Here is a 15,564-nt window from a genome sequence, read left to right on the forward strand (position 1 = left end):
CCCGCGAAAACACGCCACTTCGATGAATGACATCGGCGTTGTTGCTCCTGGACATCCGCGGTCTCAGCTTCTGTCTCGCGGCGCGGCAACCGGGCACCGCGGCCCCAACCGATGGTCATGCCCACTTCCTACCTATGGCCCGGCAACGGCTCTGGGAGGATATTCGTCGGCGTTCAGTCGATGAGGCCGCACCGATGACATCTTCCTATCGCCTGCCGCTGGCCGGAGCGCTCGCCGCCCTGGCCTTCGCCGGCATGCACCTCGGCTTCGAATACTTCGATGGCGGCGTACGCAGCCATCATGTGTTGAACCGGGCCGACCTGCCCGAGATCTCCAACTGGTTCGGCTTGATCATCCTGCCCGCGCTCGGCTGGGCTTTCGGCGTCCGGCTCCGTAATCGTCCCGGCGCGCGCCGGAGCATCTGGGTCGGATTGGTCGCGTCGTTGGCGTACGGCGCGGCCCTGGCCACCAGCTTCGAGCTCGGCGCCACCGACATCACTAAAGCGATCTTCTTCGGCCTGCTGCCGCTGGCGATCATCGCCCCGATCTATCGCGCCGAGTGCATGCTCGGCTTCGTCGCGGGCATGACCTTTACCTTCGGCGCGATCCTGCCCTGCATCTTCGCGGTCTTGTTCGCGGGTCTGTCGGCTGCGCTGCGCCTCGGTTTCGTCGCGATCCGGAAGCGGCTCCGCCCGAACCGCGGCGCCTCGGCGCCTGCATCAGGCAGTGGGCGTTGAACTCCGCCGGTACACCGCGCCGCCGATAGCTGCGACCCGAGCCGCGCTCACTCGCGCCGCTTGCGCGGCTTTTCCCGCACGCGTTTGCTGCCGCTGCCGCTGCGCTGGGTGTCTTCCAGGGCCAGCAGGCCGCTGTCGCTCATCTGCTCGATCCAGGTCAGGGCGTCGACGTAGGCCAGGAATTGCTGCAGGTACCCCGGCGACAGCTCGCTCATCAGGGTCAGCGAGCGGTGCACGAGCCTGCCGGAATTGAGCGGACCGGCATTCGCGGGCGACTGCTCCAGCGACTGGCGCAACTGACTCTCGACGCGGAGCTTCGACCACAGCGTACGGAACTCATCGAGCACGCCGAGCTCGGGAAACGATGCGCCGCTTGAAGCCCCCCCGATTGCGAGGCCATCGCGCAGCGTGGCCCGATCGGCGATGTAGTCGACCAGACTGCTCAAGCCGGCACCAGCGCATGCATCCGCTGATGCGGCACCGGCGCCTACGGTCTTGGACGCGGCCTGTTCGAGATCGCCGGCGTAGGCGCCGATCAGTTCGGCCAAACGGCCATCGAGCAGACGCCGCACTTCGCCGCCATGGGCGGCGGCACGGCGCGCCAGGGCATCGATGCGACGAAAGCGCATCGGGCTCATGCGATCGGCGCCCTGTTCGCGCCAGGCATCGAGCATCGCCCGGGCCTGCAGTGGAGGATTACGGCTCACGGCGTGTCACGTCGCCTTGGACGGCTTCGGGATCGGGGCGATTTCCACGCGGCGGTTCTTGGCCCGCCCCTCTTCCTGCGCGTTCGAACTCACCGGCTGCTCGGAGCCGAACGCGGCGGCGAACACCGACGAGGCGGGCACGCCTTCGGCGATCAGGGTGCGGGTCACGGTCAGCGCGCGCCGTGCCGACAGCTCCCAGTTGTCGAGGAACTGGCGGTTGCCGTCGCGCACCTGGCGGTCGTCGGTGAAGCCGCTCACCATCAGGATTTCGTCGCGCGATTGCAGATATTCGGACAGCGGGCCGGCGAGGGTCTTCAACAGTTCGCGGCCTTCCGGCTGCAGGTGCTCGGAGTTCAGCGCGAACAAGACGCTGCCGCTGATGCCGATGCGGCCGTTGATCAGGGTCACCCGGCCCGCCGCCAGCGGCACGGCCAGCGCCTGCTCCAGGGTCTTGCGGCGTTGCGCTTCGAGCTGGCGCTGCTTCACTTCCTCGCCGAGCTTGTTCGAAAGCTGCAGTTGCACGCCGATCACGCCGACCAGGATCAGCACGAACACGCCGACCAGCACCGACATCAGGTCGCCGAACGCGGCCCAGATCGGCGCGTTGGATTCGGCGTCGCCGTCGATCTCCACGTTCATGCCGCCTGCGCTCCGACCGAAGTCTGCCGGTCGGCCAGCCGATGGATGTCGTCGATGATCTGTTTCTGCGCCAGCATGCTCAGGTCGATGACTTCCTTGGCCTGGGCCACGTAATAGGCCAGTTGCTCGTCGCTGCGCGCGAGCGACTTGTCCAGCGCGACCTCGACGCCTTGCAGGCGCTCGGCCAGTTTGTCGTTGGTCTCGCCGAACAACTGCACGGCCGCGCCGAAGGCATCGCCCAGGCTGGCCACTTCGACTGCGCCGGCGGCGATCTGCGCGCCGACCGTGCCGAGCTTGCCGGTCTCGGCTTCGATGTGATCGGTGAAACGGGTGCCGACGCGATCGAGCAGATCCGCCGAGGTCGCCACCAGGGCATCGACCGCGGTGCGCTGCTCGGTGGAGGCATGGTTGACTGCGTCGAGCAGGGTTTCCAGGGTGGCCAGCAGGCGATTGCGTTCGTCCAGCATCGCGGTGTCGCGGACCATGCTGTCGGACAGCTTCTGGCGTAGTTCGGCGATGACCTCGGCCGCCGCTTTAGGCGCTTCCGAGGCGGCGTCGACGAGACGGGCGATCTCGGCGATCGTGTCCTGGGCCTGGGCCTGGGTCCGCGTCGAGATATCCTGCGCGGTGCGCGCCAACGTGTCGCAGATTTCCTGCTGCCGGCTCGCGACTTGTTCGCCGGTTTGCTGCCAGCGCTCGCCCAGAGCGGCGGTCATCGAACCGAAGTTCTCGGCCCAGGCCGCCAGGCGCTGTTGATCGCGCGATTCCAGCGCGTCCTGCAGTTGCTTATGCGCATCCTGCAGCGCGCCCACCAGGGACACGGCATGGTCCTCGAACGTCGCCGCGGCGGCGACCAGCGCCTGCTGGTTGCGCGCCGCCATCTCGTCGTTGGCGCTGAGCTGCTGCGACAAGGCTTGTTTCCAGGCGTCCGCAGCCTGGCCGGTGCTGGCGTCGAAACGCGTCGACAAGCTTTCCAGCAGGCCGGCGGCCCCTTGGTCGAAGCGGCTGCTGAAGCCTTGCAAGGTGTTGCCGAGCTCCTCGATCAGGCCTGCGTTGGACTGTCGCTGTTCGAGCAGCGCCTGGCTCCAACTGGCCGCGGCGGTGGCGGTGGCGGTGGCGAAGCCCGCCGACAGCCCATCGACCTGCTGCTGCACGGCCTGAGCCACGCTCTCGCGCAGCGCTCCGGTCTCGCGGGTAACGGTCTCGTGCAACACGCCCGTCTCGCGGGTGAGGGTCTGGTGCAGCGCGCCCGTCTCGCGCGCGATCGCCGCCATCGTGGTTTCCACGACCGGCTGCAGCACCGCGCTGGTGACACGCACGCTCTCGCCGATGCTCTCTTTCAACGACCGCTCCACCGACTCCGCCAGTTGGGCATAGGCCGCTTCGGTCCTGGCATGGAACGCGTTCTGGCCGGCGACCTGGCGCTCGTGTGCGAGCAGGCTCTGCTGCTCGATGGCCGCCATCGTCGCGGTCTCGCGCGCGATCGCCGCCATCGTGGTGTCGAGGATCGGTTGCAACGCCGCGCCGTTGACGCGCGCGCTCTCGTCGATGCTCTGCTTCAGCGACTGCTCGACCGACGTCGCCAGGCGGGCATAGGTCGCTTCGGTCTTGGCATGGAACGCGTCCTGACCGGCGAGCTGGCGCTCGTGCGCGAGCAGGCTTTGTTGCTCGATGGCCGCCATCATCGCCTGCAGGCGATCGACCAGCGCCGGCATCGTCTCGGTCTGGCGCTGCAGCAGCTTGAAGGCCTCCTCGCGCTGATGGACCTGCGAATGGCTGCGCAAGGTCGTCGCGATGGCGAGGTCCAAGCCTTGCACCGCCTGGCCGCGTTCGCGCCGGCACAGCGCGGACAACAGGCCGAGCATCGCCGAGGCGGCGACGCCCGCGATCGAGGTGCCGAACGCGAACGCCAGGCCGGTGACCGGGGCGGCGATCGAGTCGCGTATGGCCTGCAGGTCGGTCGCGCTTTGCAGCGCCAGGCCGGTGCCGCGCAGGGTCGTCATCATGCCGAGCAAGGTGCCCAGCATGCCCAGCAACACCAGCAGGCCGACCAGATACGGCGTCAGCGCCGGCGCCGGCAGGGCCGTGCGCTCGCCCTCGATGCGCAGACGCGCGGCATTGCGCAGCGAAGGATGCAGGCGCCCGAGCCAGTCGCCGAGGTTGGACGGCGGCGCCGACAACTCGGCGACCGCGCGCGTCAGCGTGGCGGTGGCTTGCCGATAGCGGTACAGCTCGAATCCGCCGGCGAGATAGCAGGCGGCGATCAACATCGCGACCGACAGCGCCAGGGCATTCGAACCGACGTAGCCGGCACCGACCCAGACTACGGCGAGCAAACCTGCGAGAAAGACAACGGGATAGAGCGAATTTCTGAACATGTTATCCGTGGGGACTGGTGCAAAGGGCCGCAAGCAGGCCCTGCGCAGGTTGTAGGCGAACATCCAATTCGGCGAGCAGCACCTTGTGCATGTCGTTGCGGAACGCCTCCAGCCAGACGTCGGAGGCGGGCGCCGACGTATCGCCCGAGGTTTGCGCGTCGGCCGCGGCCTGACGCAGGCGCTCGAAATGCTGGCCGAGCAAGACCGGCCCGGCCGACCACAGCGTCCGCTCGCGCCGGCTCAGTGCCCGTTCCATGACCGTATCCACCGCCGCGAGCCGCTCCAGGCCGTCGCTGCGCAGCGCCAGCCGCGCGCGCAGCCGCTCGCGCAGGCGGCCGACGCCGGCCTCGATGCCCTGCTGCATCGCCAGATAGCGCTGGCGATAGAACGGGTAATCCAGGCTTTCCTCGGCGAACGCCTGCTCCGCCGCGGACAAGCCGGACCCGCTCGGCCTGGGGCCGAACGCACGATCGCCGGCGATGGCCTGCGCCAAGGCGTTGCGCACGCGGACGCATTCGTCTTCGTCGATGCGGGTCAGGGTACGTTCGTCGAGGACCGCCACGGGCGGCTTGCCGTCCAGCGCAGTGGACAACGCCACCGCGTGAGTCCAATCGATCCATAGACTCAGTTGATCCGACAACGATCGCGTGGGCTGGGGAAGGTCTGCAGCCGTCAGGCGAGCGAGCGAGCGGATGAACGTCGGGCCACGTACCGTCGCCCGTCGGGGTGCTTCCATCATTACTACTGGCTAAAAGATCGCCATTTTACACGTAATTGGAAATGCCCCACCGCTTGACAAGCCGCGAAGGAGGGCAGCCGCGGAGGCCTGAATACGGCCCCGGCGGCCGATTCAGCCGATTCACGATGATGTGTGCCATGCCCTGGGCAGGGCGCTAGCGGCCCGGAGGATGATCCATCGCAGCGCTTTCGGTGGCCTCTACGTGCCGGTTTGGCGCACCTGCGGCGGCGTGAGCTCGTGGCAAGCCCCTCGCTTGCCCGGTCCGCTAAGGCACGAGATGATCCCCTACCCCGAAGGCGGTATGCCTCGACTCCGAGACAAGGCGCATGGATCGACGTCGATTTGTCGCAGGATTGATACTCACGTCCTTGTCTGTGCCGCTGCTGGCCAGCGATGCATTTTCCGCCTGCCCGATTTGCAAGAAGGGACACCTCGTCGACTCGGCCTCACTTGCAGATGACCTGGGCCGCCCCAGCAGGAACCTGGAGGTCTGGAGTCGGGCAGCCGATTGCCTGGCCATCGGGGAAAAGGGCGGACAGATATGTACGAACTGTTGGTACGTTTCGAGAGAGGGCTCCTGGCTGCGTTCGTCCGAACGGCCCGACGATTTCTATCGTCCTCTCAGTTATGCCATTTCCACTTTTCCAATGCCCCGGAAAAGCCGCATCAAAGGCCGAGCGATCTACGAGCAGACACTCCTGGGATCCGACGGCGCTCAATGCTTCGTCGAAACGTTGCGGTTTTGGAGCGTCAAGTCGAACAAGTATGTGGCCGCGATCCAGAAGCACGCGGATGCTCATTCCATCGACATGACCATCGAAGAACACCCCAGCGAGCCGGGAGAGATCTACGTAGTCGCCGAGATCGAAGGCAGCTAGCCCCCCTGACCAGGCAAACGACACCTGAGAGCCGTCGTCTGCGATCTGCCTCCGGTCAACCTGTCCTGCGGCAAGCCATTACCTTGCACGGGAACGGCTTGTCCTGGTCCCATCGTACCGCAGGCGCGGCTGCAGAGCCCCAACGTATCGCTCGGCGCCATGGTGAACGACGATATGGTGACGTGTACCCGGAGTTGCCCGGTGCTGTAGCGGGCCGAACTATGATCCGGTGTTCGATCTGCACGAATGCGGGCCACAGGGCGAACGCCTCGTGTTCTTGTTTGAAGTCGTCGCTCAATCTGCCGCCAGACGAGAAATGCGTCGTGCAAGCATTGTTCGACGACCTCAACGTCAGGCACTGCACCCGGCAACTAGACGCCGACGAGAGCGGGGTTGTAGTTTCACGGCTCGCGCATCGGCAGGAGACGCCCTGACGTGCGCACGGATTCTCATCCAATCAAACAGTAACGAAGTCGTAGCTCCATATTGCATTGGCCGCATCGCGCCAAGCAAGCGGGTGTCGCTGCGACTGCGTCGACGGCGTGGACATCGCCTCGGAATGCTAGCGGCCTAATCAGATCTCGCTGAGGTAGAAATAAAAAATCCCGGCCAAGCCGGGATTCTTTCTGTGCTGGGAGGAAAGTTAGCCCAACTTATTGCCGTTTGATTCAGTCGCATTTGCAAGGTTTCGCCGACATATCTGCCGTATTCCGCGCAACTTCCAGGGCTTCGCTTCCCGTCGCCTGGCGCTGTATGAACTGACGGTATGCGCGTAACTTGCCCTTAAAAGTCATTGCGACGGAGGCCTGATCACCTGCATAGGAGCCAAGCGGTCCCATGAGAAAATCCCCAACGTTATGGAAGGCCGACGATCTTTCCTTGCCATCGATCGCGGTAGCGATACCCGCCAGACCATCGTAGGTCGTAGCCAGACCTGTGCCGGCCGCTGCCGCACTGCCGCCCACTACATACGGCTGTCCGGTCGATATCCCAAACAAAACTCCCGCGGTTCCTTCGACCGCCTCTACGGTTCCCACCACCATATCTGCGACGCCAAAAGCTGCGCCAACATAGTCGATGCATTTTTTTTCCAATCCATTGATATCAACGAAGCTGATTGGGTTCGCTCCCACATAGGCGTAAGTATTCAATCCACCATCGAGCCCTATCGGATCCGATTGCACATACCGTCCAATACTGGCGTCGTAATCGCGGAAGCCGTTCTGCCAAAGACCAGATTCCGTGTCGTAGTACTGTCCTGGGAACCCGAGGTTGAACCCACCGATCTGATCCAGAGTGACGACTCGGTCAAAAGCGTAGTTACTCGCTCTCCATACGTTCGTTCGGGCGGCGTCGGTAATCAACTCCGGCCGGCCGATATGATCGGTGTGGACAGAATAGACTTGATCGCCGCCCGACTTGACCAAGCCAACGATCTCGCCGCCAAGGCGCAGATAGGTCTTCCAAGCATTCGCCGCTGCGTTGTGCTCGACGGCGAGTTGGCCGTCGATCCCGTACACGTAGTTCACCGCCGTGGCATCCGTGCCTTGATCCTTGCGCACCCGTTGCCCAAGCGCGTTGACCCAATAATTAGTGGTGACTCCGCCTCTGGCGACACTCCCCAGGCGATTGAATGCGTCGTACGTATAGGTCGCATCCGGTCCAGCGATCACGTTACCGTTCGCATCCAATGCGAACGATTTCGGACGTGTTCCAGTGATGGCTTGAAGCCTATTGCTCGCACTCGATACGGCGTAGGTATCTGTCTGGCCGCCCCAGGTGTGGCTGGTTCTATTGCCATTATCGTCGTAGGCAAAGGCCTGATCCGCTCCGCTGGCGGTCACGGCGGTCAATCTCGAAAGCTTGTCGTACGTGAACACCTGAGTCAGCGCGCTATTGGCCGCATTGGTGATCGCCGTAATTTCATTGGCCTGGTTATAGCCGAAGGTCAGGCTCTGCCGGACATCCGAGCCCTCGACCGTACTTACCCCCAGCAATTGGCCGTCCTCATTGTAGCTGTGGCTGCGCTTGAAGCCGTTGCCATAGGTCCACCCCGTCACCGCACCGAAGGGGCGATAACTGAACCCCGTGGCCACATCGATCGTGTTGCCCCCAATTGTCGCCGTCATGCCCATCAGTTGGCCGTGCTGATACGCGTAGTCGACGACCACGCCGCTGGGATAGCCGATACGGATCAGGCGCCCTAGATCGTCATAGGTATAAGACTGATCGAATACCGTGGTGCTGGTACCGATCCTTTGTTTCCGGGTTGATGGCCAGCCCTCAGGGGTGTAGGTGTACTCCAGAACCCCGCGCGAGGCGGCATCGGCGGCCGCGCACAAACGCCCTTTGCCGTTGCTGCAGGTGTCGTAGGTGTAGGCCTGCGTCTGCCCGCCTGAGGAAATGGAGGTGGTCCGCCCCATCCCATCGTAACCAAAGTTCGTGACCTGGCCGTCGGCGCGGGTCATGGACGTCCGCAAGCCCTTGGCGTCGTAAGCGAACGCGGTCGTGCCGGTATCCGGGCTGACCTGCGATAAGAGTTGGCCGAAACCATCGTAGGCATAGGCCGTTACTTTTAATCGCGGGTCGGTCACCTTGGTCAGGTTGTCGCCGCGGTCGTACTCGAATCGGGTGATCTTCTGCAAAGCGTCGGTCGTAGAGATCGGCCGATCGAGGGCATCGTAGGCATAGATCGTGACGCGCTCCTGTCCTTGCGGCCCCTCCGTGATCGACTCGACGTTGCCGTTGGCATCGTAGGTGTAAGTGATCAGACGGCTGTTAGCGTATGCACCGCGCACCGCAATGACATGGCCGAGCTCATCGTAGTCGTAATGAATGCGACTGCTGACTTCCGTCCCGGCCACGACAGGCAGGGGCAACAGCATCAACGTCGTAAGACTCCAAGCTTTCAACATGGCAATTCCCTGAATTCCCCGCCCTAAAGGGCACAGTGCAACCCAAACTCCATTCGAACAAACCGCCCTCAGTTCTGATGGCAGTTCGGATCGCCACCGCAGTTGTTCGGATCCGGGCCTTCCAGCCATATCCCGGTGAACGGCGTCGGGTCACCGAACCAGGTCACGCCATCGCGCACCATTCGCCATTGGAAGTAGCGGGTCTGGCCGAAGTCCGATGCAGGGCCGATGATGTTGAACGTAAAGGTCGCCACCTCGCCGGGCGCGACACTTCCGGATACGGCCACCCGGCTAAGCCCCCAATCCGAGTTATCGACTGGCGATTGCGAGCCAAGCCGATAGGCGTCCGCGTTCGTCCATGGGGCGTTGCCGGTGTTCCGCATCTGCACCGAAACGCCGATCGTTTGCCCAGGCAGGATGCTGCTTGGAACCGATTGTGCGACGTACTGCGCACCGTAGATGACATGCTGCACGGTCGCCGCCGCGGATATCGCGCCACAACCGGCCGTGTTGCACGCACGCACGCGGTAAGCATGATCGACATGGGTGGGCTTGCCACTGAAAGCGCGACTGGTGGAAGCGTCGTTGCTCATCTGCATCCACGGCCCTGCATTGACACTCTCCTCCAGCTGATAGCTGCTAGAGCCGCCGACTGCAGTCCAACTGACCGTGTAACTTCCGTTGGCGTTCACTGCCGGCGCGAACACACTCGGCGGAGAACCGGGAGGATCGACCTCTGTCACCGTGACGATGGCCGACACTGGGCCGCAACCGGCCGCGTTGCAAGCCGTGGCGCGATAGCTGTAAGTACCCGCATTCTTGCCCACGATGAGCTTGCTGGTTGCCGCACCGTCCTCGAGCAGCGTCCAGCCACCTGCGGTGCCTTCCTCGAGTCGATAACTGCTTGCGCCGGAGATGGCGGCCCAACTCACGGTATAGCTGCCGGACGTGCTCTGCGCTGGCGCTGTTAGTAGCGGAGCGCCGCTGGGCCGATAGATCACATGGATAGCGGTCGCCGGAGACCAGGCAGCGCAGCCGGCCGCATTGCAGGCAGTGATTCCGTGATGGTAGATGCCGGCTGGCCGGCCGGTGAAGGCCTTGGCCAGATCAGGCCCGATATAGGAGGCGACCCAAGGCCCACCGTTGTAGCTCTCGCTGAGAAAATAGCTTTCAGCACCAGCCACCGCCGTCCAACTCGCCGAGTAGCTGCCGTCCGCACCGGTCGCAGGCAAGGTAAGAGTGGGGGTAGATACCGGCGGATGCACCGCCGTGGTCCTTTCGGTCACCGCCGAGGTGACCAGGGAAGCGTTGTTGTAGGTGTAGCGCTTTACCGCGTAGGTACCCGCAGGCTCGTTCTCGTACTCACGCGCAATTCGCCAGGCCGCATCGTACTCGAACGTTCGTAGCCGTCCGTCCGGCGCCTGAACCGAAGACAGTCGTCCAAAGCCGTCGTAGGTATATGTCGTGGCCTGCGAAACCCCGGCGATCACGGCCTTTCTAGCTACCAACCGCCCCCGAGCATCATAGATAAACTCAGTCACATCACCGTTGGGACCAGTCACGCGGCCGGGTTGCCCCAAGGCGTTGTAATTCGTGTAAGTCGTCGCGTGGCCCAGGCCATTCTTGGACTCGATCAGGTCGCCGGTCACATTGAAGGCCTGGGTAACGGTATCGCTACTCAAGGGACCATCGACCGTGATCGTCGCCAACAAGCCATTGGCATGGCTGGTATAGGAGTACGTCGTTGTTCGACTTTGCCCCGGTGCGCCATGGCTAGAAAGATTGGTCATGGATACCGAGGACAGCCGGTGGCCGGTGTTGTAGACATAATCCACACGGTTCAGGCCCTCCACGGTCACGCTGTCGATCCGCGTACGTACAGGGTCCCAGGTGTAGACCGTCGTCCGTGCCTCGGGACGTCCCTGCGCCTCAACCTTCCTGGTCAGGCGACCTTTTGCGCTGTAGTCGAAATCGACGAAGTTGCCCTTGAAATCGAGCACCTGATCCGGGTTGCCATTCGCATCGAATGTACTGCTGCGCCCGCTGGCCGGGCAGTTCGTACTGGCGACTCCGGTCACCTCCAACAACTGGCCCTCCGGATTGAATTTGTAGATCGCCTGCTTGCCCAGCGGGTTGGTCTCGGTGACGTCCAACGCCCCACTCGTGTCGAACTGGTAAACGTAGGTATGACTCTCCACGCCGCCAGCGTGTTGCGTGCTCGTGGCCAGGAAGTCCCCATCGCTGGTGTAAGAGAACCGAGAATAGCGAACGCCGTTATAGGATTTCCCGGTCAGTGCATAACCACCATAGTCCGGCTCGCCATCGATGCCGCTGTAGTGATAGGTCAAGACGGTCGCAGGCGCCCCGGCCAGCGTGGTGGAGGCAAGCAGATGCATGCCGTCGTAGACCTTCTGCTGCGTGTACGAATAGCGGTACGCATTGCCTATCGGGTCTTGAATCTCCACCAACTCATCGCCGCTCCAGACTAACTGCACGTATCGGCCCGAACTGTGCGTTACTCGCTGCAACTGCGTGCCGTTGAGACCGCCGTGGGAGAAAATCCAGCCTACGCCCTGCGCATTCTTTACCGAAACGGGGTAGCCACCGGCGGAGTAAACCTCGGCTTCGTCTTCCTCGCCGTGCAGCGCCCAGGTGCCATCGGACTGCCGGATAATCGTCGACACCGGGCTGGCCTTGTCCTCGTAGAACACGCCATCGGCCGCCTTCAGGTATCGCATCTTGCGACCGTCAGGCTTGTGCGCCCAGATTTCGACTGCCGATGCGGTGTCGCTGCATTGCGCGATGCTGGGGCGGGCGTAACAGGTGGCGTTCCAGTAGCTCCCGCCAAAACTGAGGCGATAGTCGAAGCTGCTGACCCACTTGTAGCCGAATAGCCCGATCCCGTCCCAATGCTGGTTCCATACGCGCCGCAGCTGCAGAGGCATTTCACCGGCCGCCGTAAAGTCCAGTTCGGACTCGGTCTTGTTGCCGGTCGCCAGGATGATGGGATTGCCGTGCTTTGGGCACTTTTTGTCATTAGCCTTCTTGTCGTCGGTCGCTTGCGCACCGCCGTCGTTGAGGCGCAACTCCGTGCTGTCTACGTTCCGCGTCGTATCGACGACAGAAAGACCCGGATTGAAGAATTCCGGCCCTCTTATCCCGTTTACCGTTATGGTTTCTTCAGTCCTGATTCCACTGCCCGACGGATCCTCTCGATGCGTCGGAGGCTTAGAGTCGGCGGCACAGACAGGAAACCAGGCCAACCCAAGCGTGCAACACACAAGCACGGACACAACAGAGGCACGACGTAAGGCCGTCATGGCCACAACGGAAAACCACATGCAATCCCCTTCCCTGTTCGGGCGATCGTAGCGAACGGATCGCTCATCTTTGATTATGGTTAAAGCGTATTTGCGGCGTTCTTCGAAATGGCATTGCCAGCCATGGAGCTGCGCTGACGCCTCCGGGAGAAACCTCTTTTCCCGCACCGAAGGATAATCCTTGCCTCCCCCTTGGAGACCAATCTTTCCCACCTGAAGATCATTAGAGAAGTCGGAGCGGAAACATAGAAATCGCAAAGCCGATGACAGATCAGCGATCGTCCAGAGACGGGTTGCAGGCGCAAAAGCAACGAGTCCTTTGGAAAGTTGCGTTGAGCCGCTCCCGACCAGCAGATCCGCCTGCAACCACCGAGCCAGATCGCTCACCGCTTGGCCGCAACAGTTGCGCCATAGTCGCCGATCGAGTTCCCGCTATCGTCGCACAGCCCACTGGCGCGACTGTACCGGTGGTACCGGCCGGAGCCGTGGCTCGCTCGCCGACGGCGCTGTCGCGATAGCGGGCTCTAACACGCCGACTTGCCGAAGCTCAGTCTGGCCATCGGTGGCGTCGCAGACGAACTCCTTCGCAGTTCCACCGATGATGGAGGCGTTACCAACGGCCTCATGACCGCTCGCAATGCCCGGCGAGGCAGACCGGCGACCCGCCCCTCCGCTGCAACGGCGGATACGGCAACGACTTCGGCTTATCTGTACGCAAAATCGGTTCAGAATCATGCGTGATAGGCATCCATTCCCCTCTCATACAGCCGAGGACCATCAGACCGGTATCCAAAGGGTTGGTCGAGCGACCTGGGACGAACAGCACGACCCAGTGGTTGAACCGCACGGAATCTGGCGCAATCGCCAGATCATGGCCCGGCATATGGCCGCGCAGTAGCGCCTCCATCCGGCTTCAGAGTCGACGCTCTGGGTTTAGATATGGACCGCCCGGCGGAATAGCGCGGAACCGTGCTGAACCGACCCGCTGAATTTCAGGATGTGCAGCAGTCTGACCTGGGGCGGATCGATGCGACCCAACGAAAGCCCGGGGTCCGGTCGCACATTGATCCATGCCGCGATCCTCGCCATCGATTCACAGACGTTTACTGGAAACCTTAGCTTCCTTTCTCAAAGAATCCGAGAAACGCCCCGAATGCATTGCCGACCTGCTCGCAGGCCATGCTCGCGCGCAGATCGGACCAGTTGCAGCCGAACCAACCGAGCGGGACGCACAGGACTGCAAGGATCAGCAGGCTCGTCGTCGACGCCGCAATGCGTTTCCTGGCGATCTGGACGATGAGATCGACCAGAAACGAAACTATCAGGGTGACGCAGACGAAGGCGAGCAAGATCGCGATGCCGAGCCCGGTGTCGCCTCGATGCTCCTGCTCTCGGGCCTGCGCGAATGCGTATTGGGCGTAGGCATACAGGGCGACCAGCGGGGTGCTTGCGAGAAAGACGCGCAGCGCAATGGCAGCTGCGGTGCTGCCTAGTTTCGAAGTCATCATGCCAAGAGCCGGGCCGATTCGCGCTGCGATGCGCCATCGGACGGCGCGCCGCCCAGCCGCGCGACCTCGGTTGCGATTTCCCGTTTCATCACACGCATTCCCTTGCGACTGGACGACCTAGTCTAGCCCGTCGGACAAGGCCTCGAGCTCTGACTGGTGCATTCAGGCCGGAAACATCGCGGCCCGACTCACCGCAATGCAGATCCGAAGGTTGGGGTCAGCCGGACAGGGCGACCGGTACATCTCAGGGCGCAAGGGTGCGAGGACGCGATCCGCATCCCCTTGCGGACCGCATCGGGCGCATCACTGAATGACGTAGCCGGAGAACCGCCACAAGCCGTCTTCGTCCCGGCGCAGGGAGATCAGCTCTTTCGCCGTTCGCTTGCCCTGGAACTGGCTGGAGAACTCGATGCTGGCGTACAGGCCGGGCGGAAGCTGGGCGCCGTTGCCGACCACTTCGCGACGCACTCCTATCCAACTGCGCAAACTCGCCGTGCCCAGGGGCTTGCGGGTCCTGCCGACATAAGCGACGAAGTCCTCGCGCTTGGCCGAGCGCTTGGTCACGTTCGATGAGGCGTCCCAGAGCGCACCGGCCTGGTCGCGGTCGATCGCCTGCAGAAGTTGCAACGCGGTATTGGCCAAGGTATTCGGATCGACGTCGCGCGCAGCGGCCTTTTGCGCTGCCGGCGCCGGTCGCTGCGCTTGCGCCGGCGCCTGGGCGAGCGCCGTCGTGGACAGCAGGCCGATGGCCATCGTCAGCAGAATGCGTTTCATGGGCCTGATCTCGATCTCTCGTACGCTGGGGAAAGGCGGATGCAGCAGCGGTCCGACGGCGCGCGGGCCGCGTCCGGTCACTGCTCCACGTCGGCTGAAATCTCGACGCGGCGGTTGGGTTGCAGGCAGGCGATCAACGCGTCCCGCCCCTTCGCGGCTTCGCAGTGGCCGACCACCGGTTCCGACTCGCCCCGACCTTCCGCCGAGATACGCTGCGCCGGCACGCCTTCGGCAATCAGCAGCCGGCGCACCGTTTCGGCGCGTTCGCGCGACAGCGACTGGTTGGCCGCGTCGCTGCCGATCCGATCGGTATGCCCTGTCACCCGCACCTCGCGCAGGTCCTTGGCATCGAGCAAGGCCTTGGCCACGCGCGCGACCTCGGCCCGGCCTTCCGGCTGCAGATCGTCCAACCCGGCCCGGCCGAACGCGAACAAGGCATCGGCGGACAGGGTGAAACGACGCGACGCAGCCGCGGCTGGCGACGACGACGGCCCGGCCGCGACAGGCTCGCGCAACACATCGCCGCATGCTTCCGGCAGCCAGTAGAAACTTCGCGCCAGATAGTTCTGATCGAAGACGACCTTGTATTGGCAGGTGGTCACCCCGCCCTCGCGGCGGAAGTGAAACAGGTAGTCCCATTCCCGCACGCCGGCATAGCCTTCGCGAAAGTGCGGGCGCCCCAGCAGATGATAGAGCTGCTCCTTGCTGACGCCCGGCGCCACCTGACGCAGGTCGTCCAGGTTCGGAAACGTTCCTTCCTTGAGCACAGCGCGTTCGACCGCCGGGAAGACCACCTCGCCCGGCACGCCGTCGGCGGAAATATCGCGGCTGACATGGCGGGTGCCGCATGCCGATAGCAGTCCCATCGCGACGCTGCATACGATCGCGACGCCAGCGAACCGTTTGGCTTCCATAGATGATTCCTCGCTTTGACGGATGGCCATCGTCGCGCGCGTTTGGATCCGCGCT

Annotated in this window: 11 protein-coding genes; 2 read left to right on the forward strand and 9 right to left on the reverse strand. The window is 63.4% G+C overall.

The window, feature by feature from the left end:
- Window positions 1-38 precede the first annotated feature (38 nt).
- A complete protein-coding gene (locus tag LC490_RS16100) occupies window positions 39-737 on the forward strand; it encodes a hypothetical protein (protein WP_223620834.1) in 699 nt (232 codons plus the stop codon).
- A 47-nt stretch (window positions 738-784) separates the two neighbouring features.
- On the opposite strand, the gene LC490_RS16105 is transcribed toward LC490_RS16100, so the two are convergent.
- The 4 genes from LC490_RS16105 to LC490_RS16120 are packed head-to-tail and all read right to left on the reverse strand — an operon-like array spanning window position 785 to window position 5,200.
- Window positions 785-1,444 carry a DUF2894 domain-containing protein gene (locus tag LC490_RS16105; protein WP_223620835.1) on the reverse strand — a complete coding sequence of 220 codons (660 nt, stop codon included), beginning with the start codon at window positions 1,442-1,444 and terminating at the stop codon, window positions 785-787.
- A 6-nt stretch (window positions 1,445-1,450) separates the two neighbouring features.
- A complete protein-coding gene (locus tag LC490_RS16110; protein ID WP_031371865.1) occupies window positions 1,451-2,083 on the reverse strand; it encodes an OmpA family protein in 633 nt (210 codons plus the stop codon).
- A complete protein-coding gene (locus LC490_RS16115) occupies window positions 2,080-4,461 on the reverse strand; it encodes a DUF802 domain-containing protein (RefSeq protein WP_223620836.1) in 2,382 nt (793 codons plus the stop codon). Before LC490_RS16115 ends, LC490_RS16110 begins: the two co-directional genes overlap by 4 nt.
- 1 nt (window position 4,462) lies before the next feature.
- Window positions 4,463-5,200: a DUF3348 domain-containing protein gene (locus tag LC490_RS16120; RefSeq protein WP_223620837.1), complete on the reverse strand. Its 738-nt coding sequence runs from the start codon at window positions 5,198-5,200 to the stop codon at window positions 4,463-4,465.
- 326 nt (window positions 5,201-5,526) lie between these two features.
- Here LC490_RS16120 and LC490_RS16125 point away from each other — a divergent pair, with 326 nt between their 5' ends.
- On the forward strand, window positions 5,527-6,078 hold the full coding sequence (locus LC490_RS16125; RefSeq protein WP_223620838.1) for a hypothetical protein: 552 nt from the start codon (window positions 5,527-5,529) through the stop codon (window positions 6,076-6,078).
- Window positions 6,079-6,746: 668 nt separating this feature from the next.
- Here the strand turns inward: LC490_RS16125 and LC490_RS16130 are convergent.
- The 5 genes from LC490_RS16130 to LC490_RS16150 form a co-directional block, all read right to left on the reverse strand.
- The gene (locus tag LC490_RS16130; protein WP_223620839.1) at window positions 6,747-8,963 is read right to left on the reverse strand and encodes an RHS repeat-associated core domain-containing protein; all 2,217 of its coding nucleotides are present in this window, start codon (window positions 8,961-8,963) and stop codon (window positions 6,747-6,749) included.
- 98 nt (window positions 8,964-9,061) lie between these two features.
- Window positions 9,062-12,700, reverse strand: coding sequence for a DUF6531 domain-containing protein (locus tag LC490_RS16135; RefSeq protein WP_223620840.1), 3,639 nt, complete (start codon window positions 12,698-12,700; stop codon window positions 9,062-9,064).
- Between the two features lie 728 nt (window positions 12,701-13,428).
- The gene (locus LC490_RS16140; RefSeq protein ID WP_223620841.1) at window positions 13,429-13,821 is read right to left on the reverse strand and encodes a hypothetical protein; all 393 of its coding nucleotides are present in this window, start codon (window positions 13,819-13,821) and stop codon (window positions 13,429-13,431) included.
- A gap of 303 nt (window positions 13,822-14,124) precedes the next feature.
- The gene (locus LC490_RS16145) at window positions 14,125-14,595 is read right to left on the reverse strand and encodes a DUF4019 domain-containing protein (RefSeq protein WP_223620842.1); all 471 of its coding nucleotides are present in this window, start codon (window positions 14,593-14,595) and stop codon (window positions 14,125-14,127) included.
- A 77-nt stretch (window positions 14,596-14,672) separates the two neighbouring features.
- A complete protein-coding gene (locus LC490_RS16150) occupies window positions 14,673-15,539 on the reverse strand; it encodes an OmpA family protein (RefSeq protein WP_223620843.1) in 867 nt (288 codons plus the stop codon).
- Window positions 15,540-15,564: the final 25 nt, after the last annotated feature.

This window comes from Lysobacter sp. ESA13C (assembly GCF_019970005.1).
Taxonomy (GTDB): Bacteria; Pseudomonadota; Gammaproteobacteria; order Xanthomonadales; family Xanthomonadaceae; genus Lysobacter; species Lysobacter antibioticus_B.

Bases quoted from the DNA above. Each gene is read 5' to 3' on its own strand.
- LC490_RS16110 (WP_031371865.1), bottom strand. From the start codon at position 2,083: ATGAACGTGGAGATCGACGGCGACGCCGAATCCAACGCGCCGATCTGG.
- LC490_RS16115 (WP_223620836.1), bottom strand. From the start codon at position 4,461: ATGTTCAGAAATTCGCTCTATCCCGTTGTCTTTCTCGCAGGTTTGCTC.
- LC490_RS16120 (WP_223620837.1), bottom strand. From the start codon at position 5,200: ATGATGGAAGCACCCCGACGGGCGACGGTACGTGGCCCGACGTTCATC.
- LC490_RS16125 (WP_223620838.1), top strand. From the start codon at position 5,527: ATGGATCGACGTCGATTTGTCGCAGGATTGATACTCACGTCCTTGTCT.
- LC490_RS16130 (WP_223620839.1), bottom strand. From the start codon at position 8,963: ATGCTGTTGCCCCTGCCTGTCGTGGCCGGGACGGAAGTCAGCAGTCGC.
- LC490_RS16140 (WP_223620841.1), bottom strand. From the start codon at position 13,821: ATGATGACTTCGAAACTAGGCAGCACCGCAGCTGCCATTGCGCTGCGC.
- LC490_RS16145 (WP_223620842.1), bottom strand. From the start codon at position 14,595: ATGAAACGCATTCTGCTGACGATGGCCATCGGCCTGCTGTCCACGACG.
- LC490_RS16150 (WP_223620843.1), bottom strand. From the start codon at position 15,539: ATGGCCATCCGTCAAAGCGAGGAATCATCTATGGAAGCCAAACGGTTC.